The following is a 24,163-nucleotide window of genomic DNA, read 5'->3' on the forward strand; positions in this document are numbered from 1 at the left end:
CAAGTATATTAACCTTTCAGTTCCTTGATTCGTGCAATCACTTTATCCCGTTTATCGGAATAGTCTGCTTGCTTGGCGCGCTCTTCCTCAATAACCTTGGCAGGCGCTTTGGCAACAAAGCCTTGATTCGACAGCTTTTTCTCCACACGGAGTACTTCGCCCTCAAGGTTCTGTAACTCTTTCTCCAGGCGAGCCACTTCCTGTTCGATATCAATAAGACCAGCCAGCGGCAAGTATAGTTCTGCCCCTGTGATGATTGCAGTCATCGCCTTATCCGGGGAGCTTAGATCCAGCCCACTATCGAACTCGGACGTGTTACAGAAACGTTTGATGTAATGACTGTTACGTTCGATGATGCTGGACGCTTCAGGGCTATTTGCTTTTACCATCAATTCGATCTTTTTGCTCATAGGCACGTTCACTTCTGCACGAATGTTCCGAACTGCACGAATGGTATCCATGAGCAGGTTCATCTCGGCAACAGCCTCCGGGTTCTCCAGAGCAGGATCATATACCGGCCATGCTGCCAACGTAATCGTCTCACCTTCATGTGGCAGATGCTGCCAGATCTCTTCGGAGATGTATGGCATAAACGGATGAATCAGGCGCATGGTCTGATCCAGCACATAAGCCAGCACGGATTGTGTTTTCTTCTTGGCAACCGGATCTTCCCCATAGAAGGACAGCTTAGCAAACTCAATGTACCAGTCACACAGGTCATCCCAGATAAAGTTATACAACACACGACCCGTTTCCCCAAACTCATACGCTTCGATTAGACGCGTAATATCGCGGGAAGTTTCGTTCAGACGGTGCAAAATCCAATAATCCGCTGTACCAAGCTCTCCGCTAATGTCACGTTCCTCATAAGTGAATCCTTCCAGATTCATCAATGCAAAGCGCGAAGCGTTCCAGATCTTGTTGGCAAAATTACGAGCCTGCTCCACCCGTTCCCAACGGAAACGGAGATCCTGGCCTGGCGTGCTGCTGGTTGAGATCATGTAACGCATTGCGTCTGCGCCATATTTCTCGATCACATCCAGCGGATCTACACCGTTGCCCAATGATTTGGACATTTTGCGTCCATCTGCATCACGAACAAGACCATGCATCAGCACATCCTTAAACGGAATCTCATCCGTGAATTCCAGTGCAGTGAAAATCATACGTGCAACCCAGAAATATATGATGTCATACCCTGTCACAAGTACACTTGTCGGATAATAACGTTTCAGATCTTCCGTATCTTCCGGCCAGCCTAGCGTGGAGAACGGCCATAAGCCGGAGCTAAACCAAGTATCGAGTACATCTTCGTCCTGTCTGAGCTTGCGTCCAGCATACTCTGGCAGCGTTGTCGGATCTTCAGCAGATACAATGATTTCACCCGTTTCCTCATCATACCAGGCCGGAATACGATGTCCCCACCACAGTTGACGGGAAATACACCAGTCACGAACGTTCTCGATCCAGTTCAGATAGGTTTTCTCAAAACGATCTGGAACAAAATTAACCCCTTCGCCGCTCTGTTGCTTCTTAATCGCTCTCTCTGCAAGTGGCTTCATCTCAACGAACCACTGTGTAGACAGATACGGCTCAACAACAGCTCCCGTACGTTCACTGTGTCCCACCTGATGCGTGTGATCCTCAATGTTGATCAATACGCCCTGCTCTTTCAAGTCAGCAACAATCTGCTTGCGGCAGTCACTGCGATCCAGTCCCTGATACTTGCCTGCCTCAGCATTCATTGTGCCGCTCTCATCCATTACCGTAATCTGAGGCAGGTCATGACGAAGACCTACTTCAAAGTCATTTGGATCATGCGCAGGCGTGATTTTAACAGCACCACTTCCAAATTCTTTATCCACGTAATCATCAGCGATAATTGGAATTTCTCGTCCAATGATAGGCAGTACAAGCACTTTACCAATCATATCTGCATAGCGCTCATCCTTCGGATGAACAGCAACTGCTGTATCACCCAGCATCGTTTCTGGACGCGTTGTTGCCACGGTAACGTAGCCACTTCCATCTTTGAGCGGGTACCGCAGATGGTACAAATGACCCTGAACCTCTTTATATTCAACCTCAATGTCGGACAGAGCTGTCCGGTTCACCGGGTCCCAGTTAATGATGCGTTTGCCTCGGTAAATAAGGCCTTTTTCATACAGTTGAACAAATACTTTACGAACCGCTTGGGACAGACCTTCATCCAGCGTAAAACGTTCACGTGAGTAATCAAGCGACAATCCCATTTTGCCCCATTGCTGACGGATGGTAGTTGCATATTGATCTTTCCAGTCCCATACTTTCTCCAGAAACTTCTCACGTCCCAGATCATAACGGGTCAGACCTTCTTCACGCAGCTTCTGCTCCACTTTGGTTTGGGTAGCAATACCTGCATGGTCGGAACCCGGAAGCCACAGTGCATCATAACCCTGCATCCGTTTGGTGCGGATCAGAATATCCTGTAGTGTAAAGTCGAGCGCATGCCCGATGTGCAGCATCCCGGTCACATTTGGGGGTGGAATTACAATCGTATACGGTTCGGCATCTTTACGTTGACCGGCTTTGAAATATCCGCGCTCCATCCAGGTGGAGTACCATTTGTCCTCTGCCGCTTTAGGATCGTAAGTGGTCGGCATTTCTGTTGCAGCTGATTTTTTTTCCTCAGACATGTGTCATTCCTCCGTTACTTCATCTTCATCATCTTCGCCAAAAAAAACAAAAAAAACCTTTCATCCATCAAAGGACGAAAGGTTAGCTTTCGCGGTACCACCTTTGTTTCACGCCAACAGCAAGATAGACTTCACCCTCTGTACATGACGTGACACTTCAAGCAGATAACGGCTGCTACCGGCCCATCCTACCTCAGAAATAAATGACGATAAATCTCATTTATCCCTTGTATTCAAACAGGCAACTCCCGGGCGACTTCGATCAGTTGGTTCCTGCGGAATCTCACAGCGTTGCAATTCCACTCTCTGAAAGGTCATACTGTCTACTACTCCCGTTCCACGTTGTTCTTCAAAAAACCTACACACATCATACCTTGCTCGTGCGCGATAGTCAACCTGACAACAGCGGATAAAGAGCGCTGGAATGCAGGTTTAGGACGAAACATGCAAAAACCCGCAATCCTCAAGGGGATCACGGGTCGTAACGAAGGCTTTAACTACGGATTAAGGGATGTACAATATCTGACCTTCTTCCACAACTTGTTCAGATAATCGGTTATACAACTGAAGTTCCCTCGTGCTCAATTGGTATCGATCTGCAATGGCATCCAGTGTATCTTCCCGCTGGACGATACACAGTTTCACCTTACGGAATGGCGTCTGGTCCACGATCGTTCCCAGGAACAGATTCTTCCATTCCACATCCTCAGGTGCATACGTTTCTTCCTGTATCACACCGACTGGAACCTCTTCGCCTCTCTCTACTTCAGCATCCCGTGCTGATCTGCCAGAGGATAACAAGGAAGAGATACCTACACCCTCCTCTTGTCGTGGTGCGGATTCCTTTTTGCTGCCAAAAGCAACCTTCAGCTCCGGCTTGTCTTCCGTCTCAGCAACAGGTTCAGGAACAAATGCTTCGTTCTGCACAAACTCATCTACCCCAGTCGCTTCAAAAGACGGACGTTCTTCCTCTGCATTGCCTGCTTCGGACGAACCGAATACACCTTGCCAGTTCTCCGCCTGTGGTTCAACCGGAACATCAACTGCCTGATTCTCCTGCTGAGGTACAGATCTCGCTGATTCGAAATGCCATACATCTGGTGCGTCCGGTACATCTGGTGCTGCAAACTCATTAGATGATTGAGCAGTAGGCTCTGGGACTACTTGATCTGAATTTCTAGGCTCCTCAGGCAATGCATCCCCAGAAGGCTCGGACCACGCTAAAGACTCTTCTTCCAGAGGCAGCACTGGTTCCGACTCAGGGTAAGAAGCTAACCGATCAGCGGTCTCAGCCATAAATGACGAGATCGGAGAAGGTTCACTGTATTGCTCATGGGATGCCAATTCATCTCCATTCTCTGTCAGAGATGCGGGATCTTCGTCTGCATCAGGTTGTCTGTTTTCGTTAGCATACTCCGCACTTTGCTCCTCAGATTGAAGTGACTCGGCCGATGATAAGTTCGCATATTCCTGATGATATTCCGGGGCACCATATGCAAGTTCTGCCGCATTCGCAAGTCTCTCTTCCTCACTCCGCTGGAGCAGATACTCTTGTGCAAATGTGTTGGGGTCGCTACCTGTCTGTTCTGCTTCATCGGAACGGTTGGATTGCTGAGCATCCGGTGAGTGGACTACCGTAAATTCATCTGCTGACCAAACTTGTGGCTCTTCAACAGGAAAGCCCTCGATGCCTCGCAGCGACAAAACGCCAGTAATATTCAGACTACGATTGGATAACAGATCCACGTCAAAATTTTCGATCTCGATGGAAATATCCTCAATCGATCTGACCCGGTTCAGAGGCACTGTGATCTCCACGGGAATGAAATGTTTGAGCTCCTCTGAAGCCTCATTTTCTCCTCTGTACGCACCTGTAAGCAAAAGATGCCCTCTTAACGTGGCATGATCATCCTGCCCTATGACTTGAATGCGCGGGTATAGTTCAATTTCCTCCAATTCCTCAATCGCAGGGACTCCCTCAGACAAATGAACGCGCTCATAAATATCGAACCGCAAACCATAAGGTTGATTCAACAAAGGTGGCGTCCTCCTTTCGGCATATGTTCACCATGATCCTTCTCATGGGACTGATCCATGGTCCAAATCCTTCGTTACCCCATCTATATGCCTTGAATGAGATGAGCATGCCACCTTTTGAAAAACCTTGTTATATAAAGCGAAATAGAGAATGTTGCACCTAGCCACTCGATGACAGAATAACCTTCCGATCACTGTTATCCCCAGATTTTTTTTGATTCCCTTCTTCAAAGAGCAAATCCGGGGATAACGGCGAAGCATATGCTTCCGATGCAGCGTTCTTTCAGAAAGCTTTTAGGCGAACGCTCCGCTTCTTCACGTTATTTCTGTCCTCTCCGTTCTCGTGTAACTATTAAAGTTCGCTCTATATCATTTATGAATACACCTTTTCACGTTCTGCCAATTGTGTGAAATCGGATGGCCAAGGATCATTCACTTCAATCATCGCTCCGGTTAACGGATGACCAAACTTAAGCATCTCTCCGTGAAGTGCTTGTCGTCCAATGGCATCCGCTCTACCTCCATACAACGCATCACCAATAAGCGGATGTCCCGCGTAACTCAGGTGTACACGAATTTGGTGTGTTCGTCCTGTATCCAGCTTTAATCGCACAAGGGTTGCTCGTTCCCACACTTCAACGATCTCCACACGAGTAACAGCTTCCTGTCCACCTTCCGAGACTCGTCTGCGCTGCTTGTGATGTCTATCCTTACCAATCGGAGCATCAATTTTGTGGAGTTCAAGGGGGATTTGTCCACCTGCAATGGCTATATAATGGCGACCAATCTCTTTACGACGCATCGCTTCATCCAGTTTGGCGAGAGCAAAAGCATTTTTGGCATACAGAACAGGTCCGGTTGTATCCTCATCCAGTCGATGAACATGGCGAACGCTCGCCTGTATTCCGTTCATTTCATAATAGGAGGCAACCACATGATCCAGCGTGATGGCCTGATCGGTACGGCTTCCATCTGGATGCAGTTTCATACCTGCCGGTTTGTGCATAACCAGACAGAAATCATCCTCATACAATACATCCACATCAGCCCAGCGTGGCTCAACATCGATTGGCTGGGACGCAAAAAGGGCCAGCCGAAGCCGGTCCCCTGCAAGTTGTATTCCTTGGTTTGCTTTCAGCTGACGAAGCAATTTCTCCGGAAACTGAAGTTCAGACAATAACCATTGCTCTGCGGCCATCGGTTTGTCCGAACTGCCTGTCACGGCTTTCCCTGGCATCAGCTCAAGCCATTCCCCGCGGCGTTTCCAACTTTTGATGGTCATAGCGATTGAAGAGCTTTACGATTCGCCTCAATCGTATCGTCAATATCCTGCTCTGTGTGCACACCAGAGACAAACATGCCTTCGTATTGCGAAGGTGCAACACTCACACCATGATCAATCATGGCCGCAAAATAACGACGGAATTGATCCAGATTGCTTTCTTTGGCAATATCATAATTGGTTACTTGAACGGCACTGAAGAATGGACAAACCATGGAACCCACACGGTTAATGGTTATCGCAATACCCGTCTCAGCTGCATTTTTCTCGAATCCGGCTTGCAGACGTGCAGACAATGTCTCCAGACGATCATAGACCTCTGGTGTTAACAATTTGAGCGTGGTATATCCTGCTGCCATAGCCAGCGGGTTCCCACTAAGTGTACCCGCCTGATAGATCGGTCCTGTTGGAGCAATCTGTTCCATCAGATCTCGACGGCCACCATAAGCACCAACCGGGAGTCCGCCACCGATAACTTTACCCAGACAAGTCAGGTCAGGTGTAACCCCATACCGTCCCTGAGCACAGTTCAACCCTACGCGGAAACCGGTCATGACTTCGTCAAAAATAAGCAGGCTGCCATATTGGGTCGTTAAACTGCGCAGGCCTTCAAGGAAACCGGAAGCCGGAGGAACAACCCCCATGTTACCTGCTACAGGCTCCACAATAACAGCGGCCAGTTCTTCACCATAACGTTCAAAAGCAAGCTTCACGGACTCCAGATCGTTATAAGGTACCGTAATGGTATTCACAGCTACACCTTCAGGTACACCTGGACTATCCGGTAGACCCAGTGTTGCAACACCTGACCCCGCCTTGATCAGCAAGCTGTCCGCATGTCCATGATATGATCCTTCAAACTTCAGAATTTTACTGCGTCCGGTTACCCCGCGTGCCAGTCGAATGGCACTCATCGTTGCTTCCGTACCGGAATTAACCATCCGCACGATATCGATGGAAGGCACACGCTCACAGACCAGTTTTGCCATCTCGGTCTCCAGCAAGGTAGGCGCACCAAAGCTTGTTCCTTTGAGGGCTGTCTCACGCAAAGCTTCTACAACATCAGGGTGTGCATGTCCCATAATGAGTGGGCCCCACGATCCCACATAGTCAATAAAAACATTGCCATCAATATCGTAGATTTTGGACCCTTCGCCGCGTTCTGCATAGATCGGAGTAAGTCCCACCGATTTGAATGCGCGTACAGGGCTGTTCACACCCCCGGGTATGTACTGCTTAGCTTCCTCAAAGGCGCTGCGTGAGCGCTCATCATTGCGTCGATTACCTTGTTGTGCAGTCATGAATATCCTCCTTAATATAATTTATTTTATTTCTCAGCCAACCAGCGTGAAGCGTCTTTTCCGTAGTAGGTAATGATCATATCTGCACCTGCGCGTTTCATGCTGAGCAGGATTTCCATGGCAACTTTTTTCTCATCGATCCAGCCTTGAATCGCCGCCGCCTTCACCATGGCATACTCGCCACTTACATTATAGGCAACAAGCGGAAGATCAAATTGATCCTTGATGGTGCGCATAACATCCAGATAGGAAAGGGATGGTTTTACCATCAACATGTCCGCTCCTTCGAGCACATCCGTCTCTGCTTCACGCAAGGCTTCACGCGCGTTCGCCGGGTCCATCTGATAGGACTTACGGTCTCCGAATTGTGGTGTGGAATCTGCTGCTTCACGGAATGGACCATAAAATGCGGATGCATATTTAACAGAGTAGGACATGATCGGAATGTGACTGAATCCATTCTCATCCAGCCCGGCGCGGATCGCTTGTACAAATCCATCCATCATGTTGGATGGTGCAATAATGTCCGCTCCTGCTTTGGCTTGAGACACTGCCGTTTGCACGAGTAGATCCAGTGATTCATCATTTAATACATCTCCGCAGATGTGGCCGTCAATCTCCACGGTGTGTACCATACCGCAGTGACCGTGATCCGTGAATTCACACAGACAAGTATCCGCAACAACCAGCAATTCCGGGTACCAGGATTTGATCAATCTCGTCGCTTCCTGCACAATGCCATCTTCAGCGAAGCCAGATGAACCCACACTGTCCTTCGTCTCCGGAATACCGAACAATAACACGGCTGGAATTCCCAGCTCGGCAATTTCCGTTACTTCCTCCTGAAGACGATCCAACGAGAAGCGGAATACGCCAGGCATGGATTTAATTTCGGATTTTACATTTTCTCCATACGTCACATAGATTGGTTGAATAAAGTCATCCACGGTTAGATGGGTCTCTCTGACCATATTGCGAATACCTGTGGATTGGCGTAAACGGCGATGCCGTACAATTGGAAAACTCATACGTGTAAAACCTCCCTGAAAGTTAAATAGAGCAAAAAGGGAAGCGCGCTGGTATCCTATCGAATTCAGCACGCTTCATATTGTTGACATGATTACATGTGTATTAATTTCGAAGAGCTCCTTCTTTGGTGCCTGTCCGTTTCCAGTCGCATAGCACTGTGATCAAGCTATCCATCGTTGCTTCCTCTGCCATCAGTGTAACCTTTAGTCCAGCGGCTTCTGCCGTCTTCGCTGTAACAGGTCCAATACACGCAACCTCCACATCTTTCAATAAAGGCAGTGGATCTTGCAATCCCATACGTTTCAATATACTCATGAAATTGGTAACCGTCGATGAACTTGTAAAGGTCACCGCATGAATACCACCTTCTTCAAGCAGCTTAAGCAGTTCGTCATCATCCTCACCAGCGAGGATCGTATCGTAGGTGATGGCTTCGGTGACTTGAAGTCCCCGTTCTCTCAACTGATCACGTAACCATGTGCGTGCAAGATCACCGTGCGGGAGCAATACTCTCTGACCTTCCTTCAATTCGCTTTCAAAAGCCTCAAGCATGCCTTCGGCCTGGAAAGGACCTTTGACAACCTCTGCAATGATGCCATGTTTGCGCAAAGCATCTGCTGTGGAAGGTCCTACGGCAGCAATTCTCGCTTGATGAATCGAGCGAATATCCTTGCCTTCCTGTTCCAGATGGCGGAAGAAAAACTCCACGCCGTTCACACTTGTGAAAAACACCCAGTCATAGGTATTTAAAGCACTGAAGGCGTCTTTGACACTTTGCTGCGCAGATTCACTGGACGGCATGACCGTCTCAATGACCGGAAACTCATACGGTTCGCCGCCAAGTTCCTCAATGCGATTCACCAGTTCACTCGCCTGACTGCGAGCACGGGTTACCAGAATTCGTTTGCCAAACAGCGGCAGCGCTTCTGCCCATTTCAACTGTTCCCGCTGATTGACGACATCTCCCACCACAATAACAGCTGGTGGTTGGAAATTGGCTGCGATTACTTTCGCTTCTATATCTTCAAGGGTACCTGTAAGGGTATCCTGTTCCGCTCGTGTTCCCCAACGAATCAGAGCTACCGGTGTTTGCGCTGGACGACCATGACGAATCAATTGTTCGCTGATATATCCAATTTTGGCAACCCCCATCATAAATACAAGTGTGCCCGTTGCATTCGTCACTTTATCCCAATGGATACTGCGATCAAGCTTGTCCGGACTCTCGTGCCCCGTAATAATAGAGATGGAAGATGCATAGTCACGATGAGTCACAGGAATTCCGGCATACGCAGGTACACTTATTGCAGCGGTAACCCCAGGTACAATCTCAAACGGAATTCCGTTTTTGTGCAGCAAACCCGCCTCTTCGCCTACACGTCCAAAGATCGTCGGGTCGCCACCTTTAAGTCGAACTACAACCTTGCCTTCAAGCGCCAGATCAACTAACAGTTGATTGATCTCTTCCTGTTTCATCGTATGCCGATCCGGGCGTTTGCCCACGTAAATCTTGACTGCGCCGGGTTTCATTTGTTTCAACAATCTCGGACTTGCCAAACGATCATAGACTACAGCATCAGCTTTACCGATGGATTCCCACCCTTTTACCGTAATCAGCTTTGCATCCCCAGGACCTGCCCCTACCAAAAAGACCTTTCCCACCATGTCTTCATCCCCTAACTTCTGCCAGTATCTGCTCTGCTCCCCGTTCGATCAATCTCCAAGCCACTTCTTCACCCAGACGAACCGGGTCCTTGCCGATCATAGCTTCCTTAAGAATCAGTCCACCATCCGGCGTGCCGACCATACCTGTTAATTGTAACGTGTTTTCACCATTCAGGGAATCTGCATCTTGCTGAGGCACCCACACCGCATGAGCACCGATCGGAACCTGGCAGCCCCCATTCAATACACTGAGAAAACGGCGTTCCGCCTGTACAGGAAATGCTGTCTCGGGATCGTTATACAGCTGCAGCAAGTGCAATAGTTCCTCATCGTCTTCACGACATTCGATACCAAGCGCGCCTTGACCTACGGCCGGAAGGCAAGCTGTTTCCGTCAGGTACTCTGTGATTCGGTCTTCCCAGCCCATACGGTACAATCCTGCAGCTGCCAGAATAATCGCATCGAATCCTTCGGTCTCCAGCTTCCGCAGACGGGAATCAATATTGCCGCGAATCGATTCCAATTGCAAATCTGGACGATAGGCCTTTAATTGACTCGACCGGCGCAGACTGCTTGTTCCGACTCTAGCTCCTTCTGGCAGTTGATCCAGAGTAAGTCCACCATTGGAGATCAGCGCATCCCGTGGATCTGCACGACGGGGAATAGCACCATTGATTAATCCTTCGGGTAACTCGGAGGGCATATCTTTCATGCTATGCACAGCCATATCAATGGTACGATCAAGCATCGCCTGTTCAATCTCTTTGACAAACAAACCTTTGCCTCCCACTTTTGACAACGTTACATCCAGAATGAGATCTCCCTTGGTAACAATCTTATGTACTTCAAAGTCAAAAGCTAATCCTTCCCGCTCACAAATATCGCGTAAATCCTGAATGACATGACCTGTCTGGGTTAGCGCAAGCGCGCTCTGTCTACTTCCAACTTTAATTGTACGCATATCTACACTTCCTCCTGATTACGGGATATCCAGTCCCCGATTTCTTCTTCGGTCCACCATCGAAAATGGCCTGTACGAATATCTTCTAATATGTGCATTTCAGTTAATTGCCGAAGCAACGTACTTCTGAGACTTGAAGAAGATACGCGTGACTTCACCTCAGTCCTCATCTGGTGCAAAAACTCAAGGTACGTCTCATACTCATCCCCGAACTGTCGTTCGAGTGTGGCACGTATCTCCGCAGCTGCTGCCGGTCCCGCTCCTGCTGTGGATATCGCTATGCTTAATCTCCCACGCCTTACCACGCTTGGTGTAATAAAGCTGCTGTGCTCCGAAGACATTGCGTCATTCACCAATATGCCCGCAGCCTCCGCATCCCGAACCACAGTTGAATTGACCTCTGATTGGTCAGTCGCTGCATATACGAGAAAGGCCCCCCGCAAATCTCCATTGCGGTAGGACCGGTCTATCCATTGAATTCGGGATTCATGATGCAGTTGTTTTAATACGCGAGTAAGCTCCGGACTAATGACCGTAATCTGTGCCTCAGCATGCAGTAATCCCTTAATTTTACGTTCGGCAACACGTCCACCACCAACCACGCAGCACTTCTTGCCTGAAGTATTCACAAATATTGGCGTGTAACGGTCCATCCCCTTCACTCTCCCGTCCAACGATGAAACGCTGAATACGCATTGGATAAAAAACTTATAATGACAAATCCGTACCCGATCAGTGTCCATCTTGCCATGATAATTGTAGAGAACTGTTTCCTTCTTTTGGATACGAAGTAACCCACATAGATGGCTATAGCAAGACCTGTCGCAATAACTTTGAGATCCAAGAGTAGAATCCAGCGTCTTTCCGCCACAATGGATAATACGGCAAGCATCACAGAAACGCCAAGGAGCGGTGTACCTATCAATGTAGCACCATCCATATACTTACCGATCACTTCCAGGCTTGGCAGCCGTCGCATCGTATCATTCCACTTTTTTTTCTTCAACTTACGGTGCAGGAACAGATATAACATGGCAAATACCGTAGCAACGGTTAACGCCGCAAAACCAAGATTCGCCAAGGTAATATGCATAATAAGTAATCCATGTACCGTTTGCCAGTTATGCAGTGATATCTCTCCTGCCGTAAACCACAGTCGGTTTAATACCGTAACGGAAAAACCTACAACATTCAGCAACAAAATCACAAATTCGGAACGCTGGATGCGAGTCATGACGAGAGACATCAGCACAATACTGAATGAAAATATAAACAAAAAATCAAAGGTGGTATAGATGGGGAAATGGCCTTCAGTCCACATGCGCAGTATGACATGCGTTACCTGCAATCCCCAAACAACGACAAGAAACCCTGTGCCTGTCCGCTTCGCCCCCGCATTGCGTCGAATGCAGTCCGAGAAATAGAACAGTAGGCTCAGGGCATACATATAGATTAGAGCTTCATAAACTTGTTCAGCAAGGGTCAAGCTGCCCACCCGCCTTATACGCCTGCCGGAGCATAAGCCGGCACGGGGTCTTGCCGGTTTTCGTTAAGGTGAGCGGCTGGTTTCGCCAGAGCTGTAGCATCACTCTGACTCACTTTTTCAGCGGCCATCTCTACTGAATCTTCCAGAGCGAAAATCTGAGTAAACATGCGCAGAGCTTCATCACCTTGCTTCGTGCCTGCCATTTCCTTAATTCGATTAATCGGATCTGTCGTCATTTGGTTCACAATACTCTTGGTCAAACGACGAATGACTTTACGTTGATGTTCATCCAGCTCAGGCAGTTTATTAAACAGGCTATCCATCGTTTCTTCATGAATGGAGACCCCTTTTTCCTGCAAAGCGCGAATAACGGGACGAACACCCAACGTTTTGAGCCAATGGTAATAATCCTCCATCTCAAGCTCAATCATTCTCTCAATCTTGGCAGCTTCCACCTTACGCATCTCCAGGTTGCTCTCCACGATTCCTTCCAGATCATCAATGTCATAGAGAAATACGTTGGATAATTCACCTATCGCCGGATCAATATCGCGTGGAACCGCAATATCAATCAGGAACAATGGACGAGATTGACGACGCTTCATGCTCTCCCGTACCACTGCTGCATCCATGACATAACGTTCAGCTCCAGTGGAACTAATTACAATATCAACTTCATTAAGTCGATCTAATGCCTGTTCCATCGTACAAGGTGTACCCCGGAACTTGGCTGCCAATTCTTCAGCTCTTGCGAGCGTGCGGTTCGCCACGATGACCTCGGATGCCCCGTTGGCATAGAGATGTTTCACGGTTAGTTCACTCATCTTGCCAGCACCCAAAATGAGCACCTTCTTGTCTGTGAACATGCCAAATATCCTCTTACCGAGTTCAACAGCAGCATAACTGACAGATACGGCGCTCTCCCCGATGGAAGTCTCCGAATGTGCCCGTTTGCCCAGCGTAACTGCCTGTTTGAACAGCATATTAAACCAGGTACCTGTTGATTTCTCTTCCTGTGCTTTAAGAAAAGCCTGTTTCACCTGTCCAAGTATCTGAGTCTCACCGATGACCATGGAATCCAGTCCGCAGATCACGCGGAACAAATGGCGCATGGCTTGATCATCTTCATATATATATAAGTGTTGCGTAAATTCTTCCCGTGGTACATTAAACCATTGTTCCATGAATGTTCGAATAAAATAACCACACATGTGAAGACGGTCCACCACAACATACAACTCGGTACGGTTACATGTGGCTACGATTACACCTTCCAATACACTCTTGGTCAGCTTGAGCTGCTGCAGCGCTTCAGACAAATCCTTTTCTGCAAATGTGAATCGTTCCCTAACCTCTACAGGCGCCGTGCGATAATTCAAACCAACGACAACGATGTGCATTGCAAGTTCACCTGCCTAATAAATTTCCAATCAAAGTGCTTACTGCATATGTCTATCCATTTATGATTGACATGGTTAATTATATCACACATCATAGCCGTGACCGGGTCATTTTTATGAAATGTTTATGAAATCACCATGTTCATCATCATATGCACTGTCATTTATTGTAGTGTCTCACCAAAGTTCACCGTTATGCGTTAAAAAGTGTCGATTATGAATATTCATAACGATACGCATATTAAAACAAATAGCCATGGAATTATTCCATGACTATTTAGAGTTTGGGAGGTTATGTGTCCATCCCGATATGTGAACATTGTATATGCAATATACTTTTTATTTAAACCCGTTCAGTCTGGTTGTTCATCTCTGGTGTTTCAACTTGCAATTCGCCCAATCCACGTACCAACTTTTTTGCATACGTTTTTTCAGGCTTTAATACGGATACCAGGTAGTCAATAGCAAGCTGTGGATCTACGGTCTCCCCACAAGTGTAACAATCTATTGCTGCAAAACCTCTCTCAGGATACGTATGAATGGAGAGATGGCTCTCAGACAATAGTACAAGTACGGTCGCTCCCTGTGGATCAAACTGCTTGGATTGTACGGACATCACTGTCGCGCCACATGCCTCCGCTGCTTCAACCATTTGGGCTTCCAGATACTCTGCATTGTTCAGTAGATTAAAGTCGACACCCCAAGTATCAACAGCAACGTGTCTTCCGAAAGTTGAATATTCCATCCTTCGGTTCCCCCTTCCTAGGAATAAAATGTTTGAAGAATTTCATCCGCTAGGACCTACGTCATTCACTTCCCGAGGGAAAAATCTCTCGCAACATATAATGTCCTGAGTGAATCCTGGTTCCTATATTGTTTTCAACGAGATTAAAAATAACATTGAATTAGAGTGAAATCAACCCTTTTCCAGAAGATTGTAAAATAAATATTTTCAATTCGGCATATTCGATCTCACATCAAAAAATCCCCCTGAAAACCTCCACATTGGCGAGTGCCACTGCCCGGAAGATACAAGGGAATTCATTATATACATATACGTTTATAAACATAAAATTTCAAGCTAATAAGCTTCAAGCTCAAACAACCGTTTTTGATGGCGAGCAAGGGTCTCATCAATCTGATGGAGCTGATCAGCAGTCGCATCTTTTCTAGTGTCCAGCAGTGAATCGATCTCGGCATACACACGGTTGATTTCGCGTTCTACATCTCTGGCCTGGAACAGATGTTGCAATTCAAGCAACGTATTTTTGTATTCATAGATCACTCGGGTGTTCTCCCCGGTCTTCTCCACAATTTTGCGGACAGTGCCTTGAGCATAAACATACGTCATAGTGAACCCTTTATAAATCCGATGAACGACCCCGTCACCTTTAAAAGTCACAAAGAGCTTCCGGACAACGTTGGTCAGATGCAGATTCACCAGGCGGCAAGATAACTCACAGATATAAAACCCTTCTATGCGGTCAAAAGGGAAATGCACTTCTTCTCCACTTACATCTCCCAGCACAACCTCCTGACAACCATTGTCCAACACCTTAACCCGGTGATGAAGCCTGCCGTCTTCTGTCATGCGCAAAAACTGATGCATCTGGGGTTCTGACAATTTTATAGTGGCCTTCACATACTCTGTGGCTAACCGCTGAGCCATACAAATCCCTCAATTCTTCCCCGATTGTTTTGCCTTCCTGCACATGTAGCAGTTATCTCAAAATTCTTCAGGCCGGCATGGCCGGTAATTTTGGTACTGTTGGCAATATGCACCTATGCTCATTATACACTACCCTAACGTTATTTTTCTCCAGACCCAGATGATGAATTCTCACGAAATCCCTTAAAAAACCGGATTAATCTGGATCTCATCAAAGATTCATTTAGCATACTCACTTTCCTGCACTAAAACGGTATACTATCTCGGTTATCCGTTAATTTCGTTGCTTTCTTCCTCATCAGAAGCACCCTCTGCATCCAGCACTGGTGCATACTTATCTATCTGAGCATGCCGGGTTATGATGTCCCATAACTCTTCTTTCCCCAATCCCTCTTCGGATGAAAACGGTACAAACAAATCCCCTGAACGAAGACCCAGTGACTCCTTAATGACTTTGATATGTTTGGCTCTGCGTGTTTTTGGAATCTTGTCCATCTTGGTCGCTACGACAACCAAAGGCAATCCGTTATGACGAAGCCACTCATTCATCATCTTGTCATCCTTGGATGGCTCATGTCTCATATCCACCATCTGCATGACCAGTTTCAATTCCTCGCGTCCGAGCAGGTATTTCTCCATCATTTTACCCCAGGCAAAACGCTGCTCTTTGGAAACTTTGGCGTAGCCATATCCCGGGAAATCGACGAAGTAGAGATCTTGATTAATTTTATAATAGTTGAGTTGCTGTGTCTTACCCGGAGTTGAGCTCGTCCGAGCCAAATTTTTACGATTGATCAAACGGTTGATCAGGGAAGATTTCCCCACATTGGAGCGTCCAGCCAAAGCAATCTCTGGCAGACCGTCCTCAGGGTATTGTTCAGGCCGAACGGCACTGATAATAAATTCAGATTGATTTACTTTCATATTGTATCTTTCCTCTCTTGAACGCCTGTGCTTATGCATCACCTGTTGAAGGTATTATGCCATGGATTGTTCTATCATACCAAAAAAACCGTTCCAGCGGACGCCGAAGCCTCCGCAGAACGGTCTAATCTTCATACGAACCTTTCGGATAAGTGGATTACAGTTGAATTCCTGTCTGCTCAACAAGTGCATGCTGCAATACCTGATCCATATGGGCTACAGGGACAAACTCCACATCTTCCTTGATGCTGTCTGGAATGTCACGCAGGTCCCGTTCGTTATCCTTAGGCAATAATATTTTTTTATAGCCGGCACGATGGGCTGCCAGTGATTTCTCTTTCAGACCACCGATCGGCAGCACACGTCCACGCAGTGTTATTTCACCAGTCATCGCGATATCCTTGGACACATGTTTGTTCGTCAAGGCTGAGATTAACGCTGTTGCCATCGTAATCCCGGCAGATGGACCATCCTTCGGAATCGCTCCTTCCGGAACGTGGATATGGATATCGTTCTTCTCATGGAAGTCAGGCGAAATTCCAAGCTGTGTAGCTTTGGAACGGGTGTAACTGAATGCGGCTTGTGCCGATTCCTTCATGACATCCCCCAGTTTACCTGTGAGAGTCAATTTACCTGTTCCAGGCACAACAGTCACTTCAATGATAAGGGTATCCCCACCCACTTCAGTCCACGCCAGACCCGTTACGGTACCAATCTGATCTTCCAGTTCGGCCATACCATAACGGAACTTGCCAGGTCCAAGGTAGTCTTTGATCTCATCGGATGAGATGTTAATCTGACCTTCCACACCCGATACGATGTTCTTGGCAGCTTTCCGGCACAACGAAGCCATTTGCTGTTCCAGATTACGCACACCTGACTCCCGTGTATATTCACGAATTACACGCAACAACGCGTCATCCGGGATTTCCAACTGCTCTTCTTCCAGACCATGGTCCTGCTTCTGTTTGGGCAACAAATAGTTTTTCGCAATTTGCAGCTTCTCCAGTTCCGTATAACCAGGGATGTTGAGCATTTCCATCCGATCCAGCAATGGACGCGGAATATTGTGTACCGTGTTGGCAGTTGTTATAAACATAACGTTGGATAAGTCAAACGGCAATTCGACAAAATGATCACTAAACGTATTATTTTGTTCCGGATCAAGTACCTCAAGTAATGCTGCAGAAGGATCTCCGCGGAAATCTGAAGCCATCTTATCAATCTCGTCCAGCAGGAATACCGGGTTAAGTGAACCTGCCGTTTTCATCCCCTGGATGATACGCCCAGGCATAGCCCCTACATAGGTGCGTCGGTGACCACGAATCTCGGCTTCATCCCGCACGCCGCCAAGAGATATTCTTACAAACTCCCGACCCAGCGATCTGGCGATCGAACGAGCAAGTGATGTTTTACCGACCCCTGGAGGTCCAACCAGACAGAGAATTGGCCCTTTGAGCTTCTTGACGAGCTTCTGGACAGCCAGATATTCAAGCACACGTTCTTTCGGCTTTTCCAGTCCGTAATGATCTGCATTGAGCACATCTTCGGCTTTTTGGATATCCAGATCATCCGCTGTCATCTGACTCCAAGGAAGGCCAAGCAGCCAATCCACGTAGTTGCGAATGACTCCGCCCTCGGCTGAACTTGCAGGCATTTTCTCCAGTCGATCAATTTCTTTCTCGACCTTTTCTTTCACCTTGTCCGGCAAGCAGAGTTCTTCCATCTGAGTTCGAAGTTCCTCGACCTCACCCGCACGGCCTTCTTTTTCACCCAGTTCTTTCTGGATCGCTTTCATCTGCTCGCGCAAATAATATTCCTTCTGCGTTTTCTCCATCTGTTTCTTCACACGTTGGCTGATCTTGCGTTCAAGCTCCAGCACTTCGCGCTCATTGTTCAGGATATCCAGCAATTTCTCCAGACGTTCCCGAACGTCGATGGTCTCCAGAATTTCCTGTTTATCCTTGATCTTCAAGGACAGGTGACTTGTGATGACATCGGCCAGACGCCCTGGTTCTTCGATGTCAGACACCGCTGCGAGTGTCTCTGGTGTCACTTTTTTGGACAGATTAATATAATTCTCGAACTGGTTCAGAACGGTACGCATCAAGGCATCCGTCTCCGGATGGGTATTCTCCTCTTCAGGCAGCTCTTTAGCCAGTACTTCATAATATTCCTCGTTGTCCGTATATTCAATAATTTCAGCCCGTTCCAAGCCTTCAACGAGTACACGAATCGTACCGTTCGGAAGCTTCAGCATCTGTCTGACCTTGGCCACGGTTCCGATTCTGAAAATGTCCTCTTGTGTTGGTTCTTCAATATTTACTTCGGCTTGGGAACATAGGAGAATCAGATGTTCTTCTACCATCGCTTTTTCTAAAGCCTTGACCGATTTCTCCCGGCCCACATCGAGATGCAGTACCATACTCGGGTAGACGAGAAGTCCTCTTAAAGGCAGTAAAGGAAAACGACGACCTTTCGCTTTGCTCGGTCCCATCGCTTTCGCACCTCCAATGGCTCTCAGGTTGTAGTCATTCATTATTCTATCAAATGTTCACATAAAAAACCAATGAAGGGAAGCGCTTAGCAGCTTCCCGAATCTGTAACCTGTCCTGGACGAGGCACATCGGCACGCAAATAGGAAGCGGATGCCGGTGGAAAAATCTCCGGTGAAGGTGCAACTGTCTCCTCTGCAAGCTTCGTTTGTTCCATCTGTTGTGATTCCGGGACCCAGGCGAACACTTCACGGAATACGTCCTGTACCGTATCTACCGGGATAACGCGCAAGCCATCCAGATTCTCAAAAATAGACTGCCAGTTCTCCGCGGGAATAATAACGGTCTTCGCTCCTGCCTGAAAGGCAGCCTCGACCTTGGCCAGCACGCCACCTATTGGCTTAACCCGACCATGAATACTGATCTCGCCAGTCATCGCTGTCTCATGATCCACAGGACGCCTCTGAATGGCTGATGTAATGGCAGTCGCCATGGCAATCCCGGCGGATGGACCATCAATAGGCGTCCCACCTGGGAAATTCACGTGTAAATCGTAATCATTCGGACGAATACCCATGGCTTTTAATACGGTTAACACATTTTCAACCGAGCCTTTGGCCATACTTTTTCGCCGGAGTGTACGCGAACCGCCTCCAATCTCTTCTTCATCCACAACGCCTGTAATGTTGATTCGGCCTTGATCTTTAAGAGCCGGAACAGCAGACACTTCAATCTCCAAAATGGTTCCCATATTCGGTCCGTATACCGCCAAGCCGTTAACAAAACCCACCTGCGGCTGTGTAGGGACCTTCCGATCAGGCCGTGGCTGAATCTGACTGCTACCCGCCACCCACTCCACATCAGACGCCTGAAGCGTCTCACGCTTCTCTGTCAGCGCAAGTCCAGCAGCCAGCTGGATGATATTGACCGCTTCACGTCCATTGGTTGCATATCGCTTGACCACATCAACGGCATCCGGACATGGACTGAACCCTATTTTCTGAACAGCATCCTCTGCAATTCGCCCAATCTCCTCAGGCAACAGAGGACGGAAATAAACTTCCATGCAGCGGGAACGCAAAGCTGGTGGCAGTTCATGAGGCGAACGTGTCGTCGCTCCAACAAGGCGGAAATCGGCTGGTAGGCCATTTTGAAAAATATCGTGGATATAAGCAGGAGTATGCGTGTCTTCCGAGTTATAGTACGCACTCTCCAAAAACACCTTGCGATCCTCCAACACTTTCAACAGCTTATTCATCTGAATCGAATGTAATTCACCAATCTCATCAATAAAAAGCATTCCCCCGTGCGCTTTCGTCACAGCGCCCGGTTTTGGTTGGGGAATACCAGCAACGCCCATGGCTCCTGCTCCCTGATATATCGGATCATGAACCGAACCAATTAAGGGGTCCGCAATACCACGTTCATCAAAACGGGCTGTTGTTGCATCCAGCTCCGTGAATTTGGCGTCCGGTTTGAAAGGAGAAGATGGATTCTTCTTAGCCTCTTCCAATACAACCCTTGCGGCAGCTGTCTTCCCGACTCCGGGAGGGCCATAAATGATAACATGTTGCGGATTCGCACTGCATAATGCAGCTTTAAGGGCACGCAACCCATCTTTTTGCCCAACAATATCGTTAATGGTAGCTGGACGCGTCTTCTCCGACAGCGGCTTGGTGAGTGAGATCGAACGCAGCTTGCGCAGCTTCTCCAGTTCCTTGCGAGATTCACGCTCCACGGCACTGCGGTTCGTTTTCTGGCCACGCAGCAGGTTCCAGAAATACAAACCAATCACCACTCCAAAAAATAACTGAATCAACATGATGACCATACCAAATTCCATGTCTTCACATCCTCCTATTTTGTCGCTATTCTCATATGAGATCATGCTAATACTTGGTAGTATAGCCTTTTCAACGCGACGTAAACGGGCGATGCGGAATTTGTATGCGAGAAAATAAAAAGCCCGCCATCGCTGGCGAGCTTTTGTTGTAACAAGATATGAATCAATCAGTGCGAACGACCAGGAATAACACCTGTCTCTTCGTAGGCTTCGACGATTTTGTCGATCTCTTTTTTTAATTCCTCAACCATGATTTCTTCAGGCACTTTACGGATCATCTTGCCGTGACGGAACAAGAGACCTTCTCCACGAGCACCGGCAATCCCGATATCCGCTTCTTTGGCCTCACCTGGACCATTAACCGCACAACCCAACACCGATACTTTAATCGGCACCTTCAGTTTGGAGATATACTCTTCCACTTCGTTGGCAATGGAGAACAGGTCGATATCCAAACGTCCACACGTCGGGCAGGAGATCAATGTGGCTGCATTTGTAATGAGTCCAAATGTTTTGAGCAGATCACGAGCGACTTTGATTTCTTCTACCGGGTCCGCACTCAGTGAGATCCGCATCGTTGAACCAATACCCATGGAGAGCAAGGCTCCCATACCTGCGGAGCTTTTGATCGTACCGGAGAACAATGTACCCGCTTCGGTAATCCCGAGATGCAACGGATACGGAATGATTTGAGCTGCTTTGGTATATGCCTCAATTGCCATCGGCACATCCGATGCTTTGAGAGACACGATGATATCATGGAAATCAAGCTCTTCCAAAATACCAATGTGATACAATGCACTTTCTACCATAGCGTCTGCCGTAGGATACCCATACTTCTCAAGAAGATGGTTTTCCAGAGAGCCTGCATTTACTCCGATCCGGATCGGAATACCGCGGTCTTTACAAGCCTTAACCACTTCTTCCACTTTAGCACGTTTACCGATGTTCCCTGGGTTAATCCGTACTTTATCAATGCCGTTCTCAATCGCAAGTAAAGCCAGCTTATAGTTGAAATGAATGTCCGCTACGAGCGGTATATTAATGCGTTTTTTGATTTCCTTGATGGCTGCGGCAGCTTCCTCATTATTCACCGTAACACGTACAATTTGACAACCCGCTTCTTCCAGTCGCAGAATCTCTGCAACCGTTGCTTCAACGTCTGCCGTTTTGGTTGTACACATACTTTGGATAATGACTTCGTTACTGCCACCGATCGTTACGTTTCCCACTTTCACGGGACGTGTATCCTGTCTTAAATACATGAGTGATTTCTCTCCCCACAACGTCAAAGCTCCACCCTGACAGAGACATGAATTCGCCTTCTGCCAAAGTGGAGAACTGACAAGTCTATATTTCAGAGTTCAACGGGATTCAGGCCTTTATTAGGCGCTCTCTTCCTGCTTATCGTCCTTCGATTGGCTTAGTTCAGGCACGACTCTTTTCTCAACAACTTCTTCGGTAATGACACAGTTCGTAACATCTTCACGTGAAGGCACTTCATACATGATTTCCAGCATGATACCTTCAATGATGGCACGCAATCCACGTGCACCTGTGTTACGTTTAATTGCTTCTTTTGCAATCGCAAGCAATGCAGCTGGTTCAAAGACCAGATTCACATTATCCAGCTCAAGCAGTTTTTGGTACTGTTTGGTAAGCGCGTTTTTTGGTTCGGAAAGGATCCGTACCAGCGTATCTTCATCCAGCGGCTCCAAAGTGGAGATGACTGGCAGACGGCCTACAAATTCCGGAATCAGACCAAATTTCAGCAAATCTTCCGGCAATACCATACCCAGGTATTCACCTGGTTTCAGATCTTTTTGCTCAGAAACGGTATTGAAGCCAATGACTTTTTTACCAATCCGGCGTTTGATCATTTGCTCCAGACCATCAAAGGCACCGCCGCAAATGAACAGGATGTTCGTTGTATCGATCTGAATGAATTCTTGATGAGGGTGTTTACGACCACCTTGTGGTGGTACAGAAGCCACAGTTCCTTCAAGAATTTTCAAGAGAGCCTGTTGCACACCTTCGCCCGATACATCACGAGTAATGGATGGGTTTTCGGATTTACGCGCTACTTTATCAATCTCATCGATATAAATAATGCCACGCTCTGCTTTTTCCACATCATAATCAGCAGCTTGAATCAGTTTGAGCAGGATGTTCTCTACATCCTCACCCACATAACCAGCTTCAGTTAATGACGTAGCATCAGCAATAGCAAAAGGAACATTCAAAATTTTTGCCATCGTTTGCGCAAGCAACGTTTTACCAGAACCTGTTGGTCCTAATAGCAAAATGTTACTCTTTGACAATTCAACGTCTTCAATTTTGCTCTGTGTGTTGATCCGTTTGTAGTGATTATACACTGCAACAGACAATGATTTTTTCGCTTGTTCCTGTCCAATAACATATTGATCCAGAATATTACGAATTTCTTTTGGTTTCGGAATATCTTTCAGGTCTACTTCTTCATCATGACCAAGTTCTTCCTCAACGATTTCGGTGCAAAGTTCGATACATTCATCACAAATGTACACGCCTGGTCCAGCGACCAACTTGCGTACCTGCTCCTGAGATTTACCGCAAAAAGAGCATTTCAGTTGCCCTTTCTCATCGTTAAATTTAAACATGAAACCACCCCTTTAGGAATTGATCGGTCTACTGAGCACCTGGTCAATAATGCCGTACGTCTTGGCTTCTTCAGCGCTCATGAAGAAGTCACGGTCTGTATCCCGCTCAATTTTCTCAAGAGGCTGACCCGTACGATCGACGTATATTTGATTCAGTTTCTGACGTGTTTTAATAATCCATTCTGCGTGTATCTTAATATCCGCAGCCTGTCCTTGAATGCCGCCAAGCGGCTGATGAATCATTACTTCGCTGTTTGTCAGCGCATATCTCTTGCCAGGTGCACCGGCTGTCAGCAATAACGAGCCCATGCTTGCTGCCATCCCTACGCAAATGGTAGATACATCCGGCTTGATAAATTGCATCGTATCGTATATACCCATCCCTGCGGTGACAGAACCACCAGGTGAGTTAATGTACAAGCTGATATCCTTCTCAGGATCGTCGGCTGCCAAAAACAAAAGCTGTGCTATGACAAGATTGGCTACATCGTCATCAATCGCACTGGTTAGAAAGATAATGCGATCTTTCAGCAAACGTGAATATATATCGTAAGACCGCTCGCCTCGATTGGTTTGTTCTATAACCATTGGCACCAGACTCATGAGACCAACCTCTTTTCTACATGTAATTAGACATAGGCCACCTGTAAAGCAAACCCAAATTCATTCTAACACTTTCCTGTGACAATGTCATTTTTCACAAGAGGGGTCAGACATCGTTTGTTTACTTTTTTAGCCTGATCATATTTAACCATGT

At 47.3% G+C, this 24,163-nt stretch carries 18 protein-coding genes and 1 other annotated feature; all 18 genes read right to left on the reverse strand.

The window, feature by feature from the left end:
• Window positions 1-8: 8 nt before the first annotated feature.
• The 18 genes from MHB85_RS24790 to clpP all read right to left on the reverse strand — a co-directional run bounded on the left by MHB85_RS24790 (window position 9) and on the right by clpP (window position 24,009).
• Window positions 9-2,675: a valine--tRNA ligase gene (locus tag MHB85_RS24790; protein WP_105601129.1), complete on the reverse strand. Its 2,667-nt coding sequence runs from the start codon at window positions 2,673-2,675 to the stop codon at window positions 9-11.
• Window positions 2,676-2,742: 67 nt separating this feature from the next.
• Window positions 2,743-3,024 (reverse strand) — a binding site (T-box leader).
• Window positions 3,025-3,179: 155 nt separating this feature from the next.
• On the reverse strand, window positions 3,180-4,712 hold the full coding sequence (locus MHB85_RS24795) for a LysM peptidoglycan-binding domain-containing protein (protein ID WP_244661158.1): 1,533 nt from the start codon (window positions 4,710-4,712) through the stop codon (window positions 3,180-3,182).
• A gap of 373 nt (window positions 4,713-5,085) precedes the next feature.
• Window positions 5,086-5,994 carry an RluA family pseudouridine synthase gene (locus MHB85_RS24800; RefSeq protein ID WP_192136253.1) on the reverse strand — a complete coding sequence of 303 codons (909 nt, stop codon included), beginning with the start codon at window positions 5,992-5,994 and terminating at the stop codon, window positions 5,086-5,088.
• A complete protein-coding gene (hemL, locus tag MHB85_RS24805) occupies window positions 5,991-7,295 on the reverse strand; it encodes a glutamate-1-semialdehyde 2,1-aminomutase (protein WP_192136254.1) in 1,305 nt (434 codons plus the stop codon). The genes MHB85_RS24800 and hemL overlap by 4 nt, the downstream gene beginning before the upstream one ends.
• A 26-nt stretch (window positions 7,296-7,321) precedes the next feature.
• Window positions 7,322-8,323, reverse strand: coding sequence for a porphobilinogen synthase (gene hemB, locus MHB85_RS24810; RefSeq protein ID WP_017692601.1), 1,002 nt, complete (start codon window positions 8,321-8,323; stop codon window positions 7,322-7,324).
• A gap of 103 nt (window positions 8,324-8,426) precedes the next feature.
• Window positions 8,427-9,989, reverse strand: coding sequence for a uroporphyrinogen-III C-methyltransferase (cobA, locus tag MHB85_RS24815; RefSeq protein WP_091011884.1), 1,563 nt, complete (start codon window positions 9,987-9,989; stop codon window positions 8,427-8,429).
• A gap of 4 nt (window positions 9,990-9,993) precedes the next feature.
• The gene (hemC, locus tag MHB85_RS24820) at window positions 9,994-10,950 is read right to left on the reverse strand and encodes a hydroxymethylbilane synthase (RefSeq protein WP_036605896.1); all 957 of its coding nucleotides are present in this window, start codon (window positions 10,948-10,950) and stop codon (window positions 9,994-9,996) included.
• A gap of 2 nt (window positions 10,951-10,952) precedes the next feature.
• Window positions 10,953-11,603, reverse strand: a complete 651-nt coding sequence (locus MHB85_RS24825; RefSeq protein WP_105601132.1) for a precorrin-2 dehydrogenase/sirohydrochlorin ferrochelatase family protein — start codon at window positions 11,601-11,603, stop codon at window positions 10,953-10,955.
• A gap of 5 nt (window positions 11,604-11,608) precedes the next feature.
• Window positions 11,609-12,436, reverse strand: a complete 828-nt coding sequence (ccsA, locus tag MHB85_RS24830) for a cytochrome c biogenesis protein CcsA (RefSeq protein ID WP_373419789.1) — start codon at window positions 12,434-12,436, stop codon at window positions 11,609-11,611.
• A gap of 14 nt (window positions 12,437-12,450) precedes the next feature.
• The gene (gene hemA / locus MHB85_RS24835; RefSeq protein ID WP_091011879.1) at window positions 12,451-13,836 is read right to left on the reverse strand and encodes a glutamyl-tRNA reductase; all 1,386 of its coding nucleotides are present in this window, start codon (window positions 13,834-13,836) and stop codon (window positions 12,451-12,453) included.
• Window positions 13,837-14,179: 343 nt separating this feature from the next.
• A complete protein-coding gene (gene speD / locus MHB85_RS24840; protein ID WP_091011877.1) occupies window positions 14,180-14,581 on the reverse strand; it encodes an adenosylmethionine decarboxylase in 402 nt (133 codons plus the stop codon).
• A 336-nt stretch (window positions 14,582-14,917) separates the two neighbouring features.
• Window positions 14,918-15,505, reverse strand: a complete 588-nt coding sequence (locus tag MHB85_RS24845; RefSeq protein ID WP_091011875.1) for a non-ribosomal peptide synthetase module — start codon at window positions 15,503-15,505, stop codon at window positions 14,918-14,920.
• Window positions 15,506-15,772: 267 nt separating this feature from the next.
• Window positions 15,773-16,429 (reverse strand): ribosome biogenesis GTP-binding protein YihA/YsxC, encoded by a 657-nt coding sequence (yihA, locus tag MHB85_RS24850; protein WP_213016945.1) that lies wholly within the window; start codon window positions 16,427-16,429, stop codon window positions 15,773-15,775.
• A 157-nt stretch (window positions 16,430-16,586) separates the two neighbouring features.
• A complete protein-coding gene (gene lon / locus MHB85_RS24855) occupies window positions 16,587-18,926 on the reverse strand; it encodes an endopeptidase La (RefSeq protein ID WP_192136255.1) in 2,340 nt (779 codons plus the stop codon).
• Between the two features lie 86 nt (window positions 18,927-19,012).
• A complete protein-coding gene (lonB, locus tag MHB85_RS24860; RefSeq protein ID WP_105601135.1) occupies window positions 19,013-20,767 on the reverse strand; it encodes an ATP-dependent protease LonB in 1,755 nt (584 codons plus the stop codon).
• A gap of 167 nt (window positions 20,768-20,934) precedes the next feature.
• Window positions 20,935-22,032 (reverse strand): flavodoxin-dependent (E)-4-hydroxy-3-methylbut-2-enyl-diphosphate synthase, encoded by a 1,098-nt coding sequence (gene ispG / locus MHB85_RS24865; protein WP_091011869.1) that lies wholly within the window; start codon window positions 22,030-22,032, stop codon window positions 20,935-20,937.
• Between the two features lie 120 nt (window positions 22,033-22,152).
• Complete coding sequence (gene clpX / locus MHB85_RS24870; RefSeq protein ID WP_036605887.1) at window positions 22,153-23,406, reverse strand: ATP-dependent protease ATP-binding subunit ClpX; 1,254 nt, start codon at window positions 23,404-23,406, stop codon at window positions 22,153-22,155.
• Between the two features lie 12 nt (window positions 23,407-23,418).
• Window positions 23,419-24,009 (reverse strand): ATP-dependent Clp endopeptidase proteolytic subunit ClpP, encoded by a 591-nt coding sequence (gene clpP / locus MHB85_RS24875; protein WP_036605886.1) that lies wholly within the window; start codon window positions 24,007-24,009, stop codon window positions 23,419-23,421.
• Window positions 24,010-24,163 lie beyond the last annotated feature (154 nt).

The organism is Paenibacillus sp. FSL K6-4396 (assembly GCF_038002525.1).
Classification (GTDB): Bacteria; Bacillota; Bacilli; order Paenibacillales; family Paenibacillaceae; genus Paenibacillus; species Paenibacillus amylolyticus_B.

Bases quoted from the DNA above. Each gene is read 5' to 3' on its own strand.
- cobA (WP_091011884.1), bottom strand. From the start codon at position 9,989: ATGGTGGGAAAGGTCTTTTTGGTAGGGGCAGGTCCTGGGGATGCAAAG.
- lon (WP_192136255.1), bottom strand. From the start codon at position 18,926: ATGGGACCGAGCAAAGCGAAAGGTCGTCGTTTTCCTTTACTGCCTTTA.
- clpP (WP_036605886.1), bottom strand. From the start codon at position 24,009: ATGAGTCTGGTGCCAATGGTTATAGAACAAACCAATCGAGGCGAGCGG.
- hemA (WP_091011879.1), bottom strand. From the start codon at position 13,836: ATGCACATCGTTGTCGTTGGTTTGAATTATCGCACGGCGCCTGTAGAG.
- hemC (WP_036605896.1), bottom strand. From the start codon at position 10,950: ATGCGTACAATTAAAGTTGGAAGTAGACAGAGCGCGCTTGCGCTAACC.
- lonB (WP_105601135.1), bottom strand. From the start codon at position 20,767: ATGGAATTTGGTATGGTCATCATGTTGATTCAGTTATTTTTTGGAGTG.
- MHB85_RS24845 (WP_091011875.1), bottom strand. From the start codon at position 15,505: ATGGCTCAGCGGTTAGCCACAGAGTATGTGAAGGCCACTATAAAATTG.
- yihA (WP_213016945.1), bottom strand. From the start codon at position 16,429: ATGAAAGTAAATCAATCTGAATTTATTATCAGTGCCGTTCGGCCTGAA.
- MHB85_RS24790 (WP_105601129.1), bottom strand. From the start codon at position 2,675: ATGTCTGAGGAAAAAAAATCAGCTGCAACAGAAATGCCGACCACTTAC.
- ispG (WP_091011869.1), bottom strand. From the start codon at position 22,032: ATGTATTTAAGACAGGATACACGTCCCGTGAAAGTGGGAAACGTAACG.
- speD (WP_091011877.1), bottom strand. From the start codon at position 14,581: ATGGAATATTCAACTTTCGGAAGACACGTTGCTGTTGATACTTGGGGT.
- MHB85_RS24800 (WP_192136253.1), bottom strand. From the start codon at position 5,994: ATGACCATCAAAAGTTGGAAACGCCGCGGGGAATGGCTTGAGCTGATG.
- hemB (WP_017692601.1), bottom strand. From the start codon at position 8,323: ATGAGTTTTCCAATTGTACGGCATCGCCGTTTACGCCAATCCACAGGT.
- MHB85_RS24825 (WP_105601132.1), bottom strand. From the start codon at position 11,603: ATGGACCGTTACACGCCAATATTTGTGAATACTTCAGGCAAGAAGTGC.
- clpX (WP_036605887.1), bottom strand. From the start codon at position 23,406: ATGTTTAAATTTAACGATGAGAAAGGGCAACTGAAATGCTCTTTTTGC.
- hemL (WP_192136254.1), bottom strand. From the start codon at position 7,295: ATGACTGCACAACAAGGTAATCGACGCAATGATGAGCGCTCACGCAGC.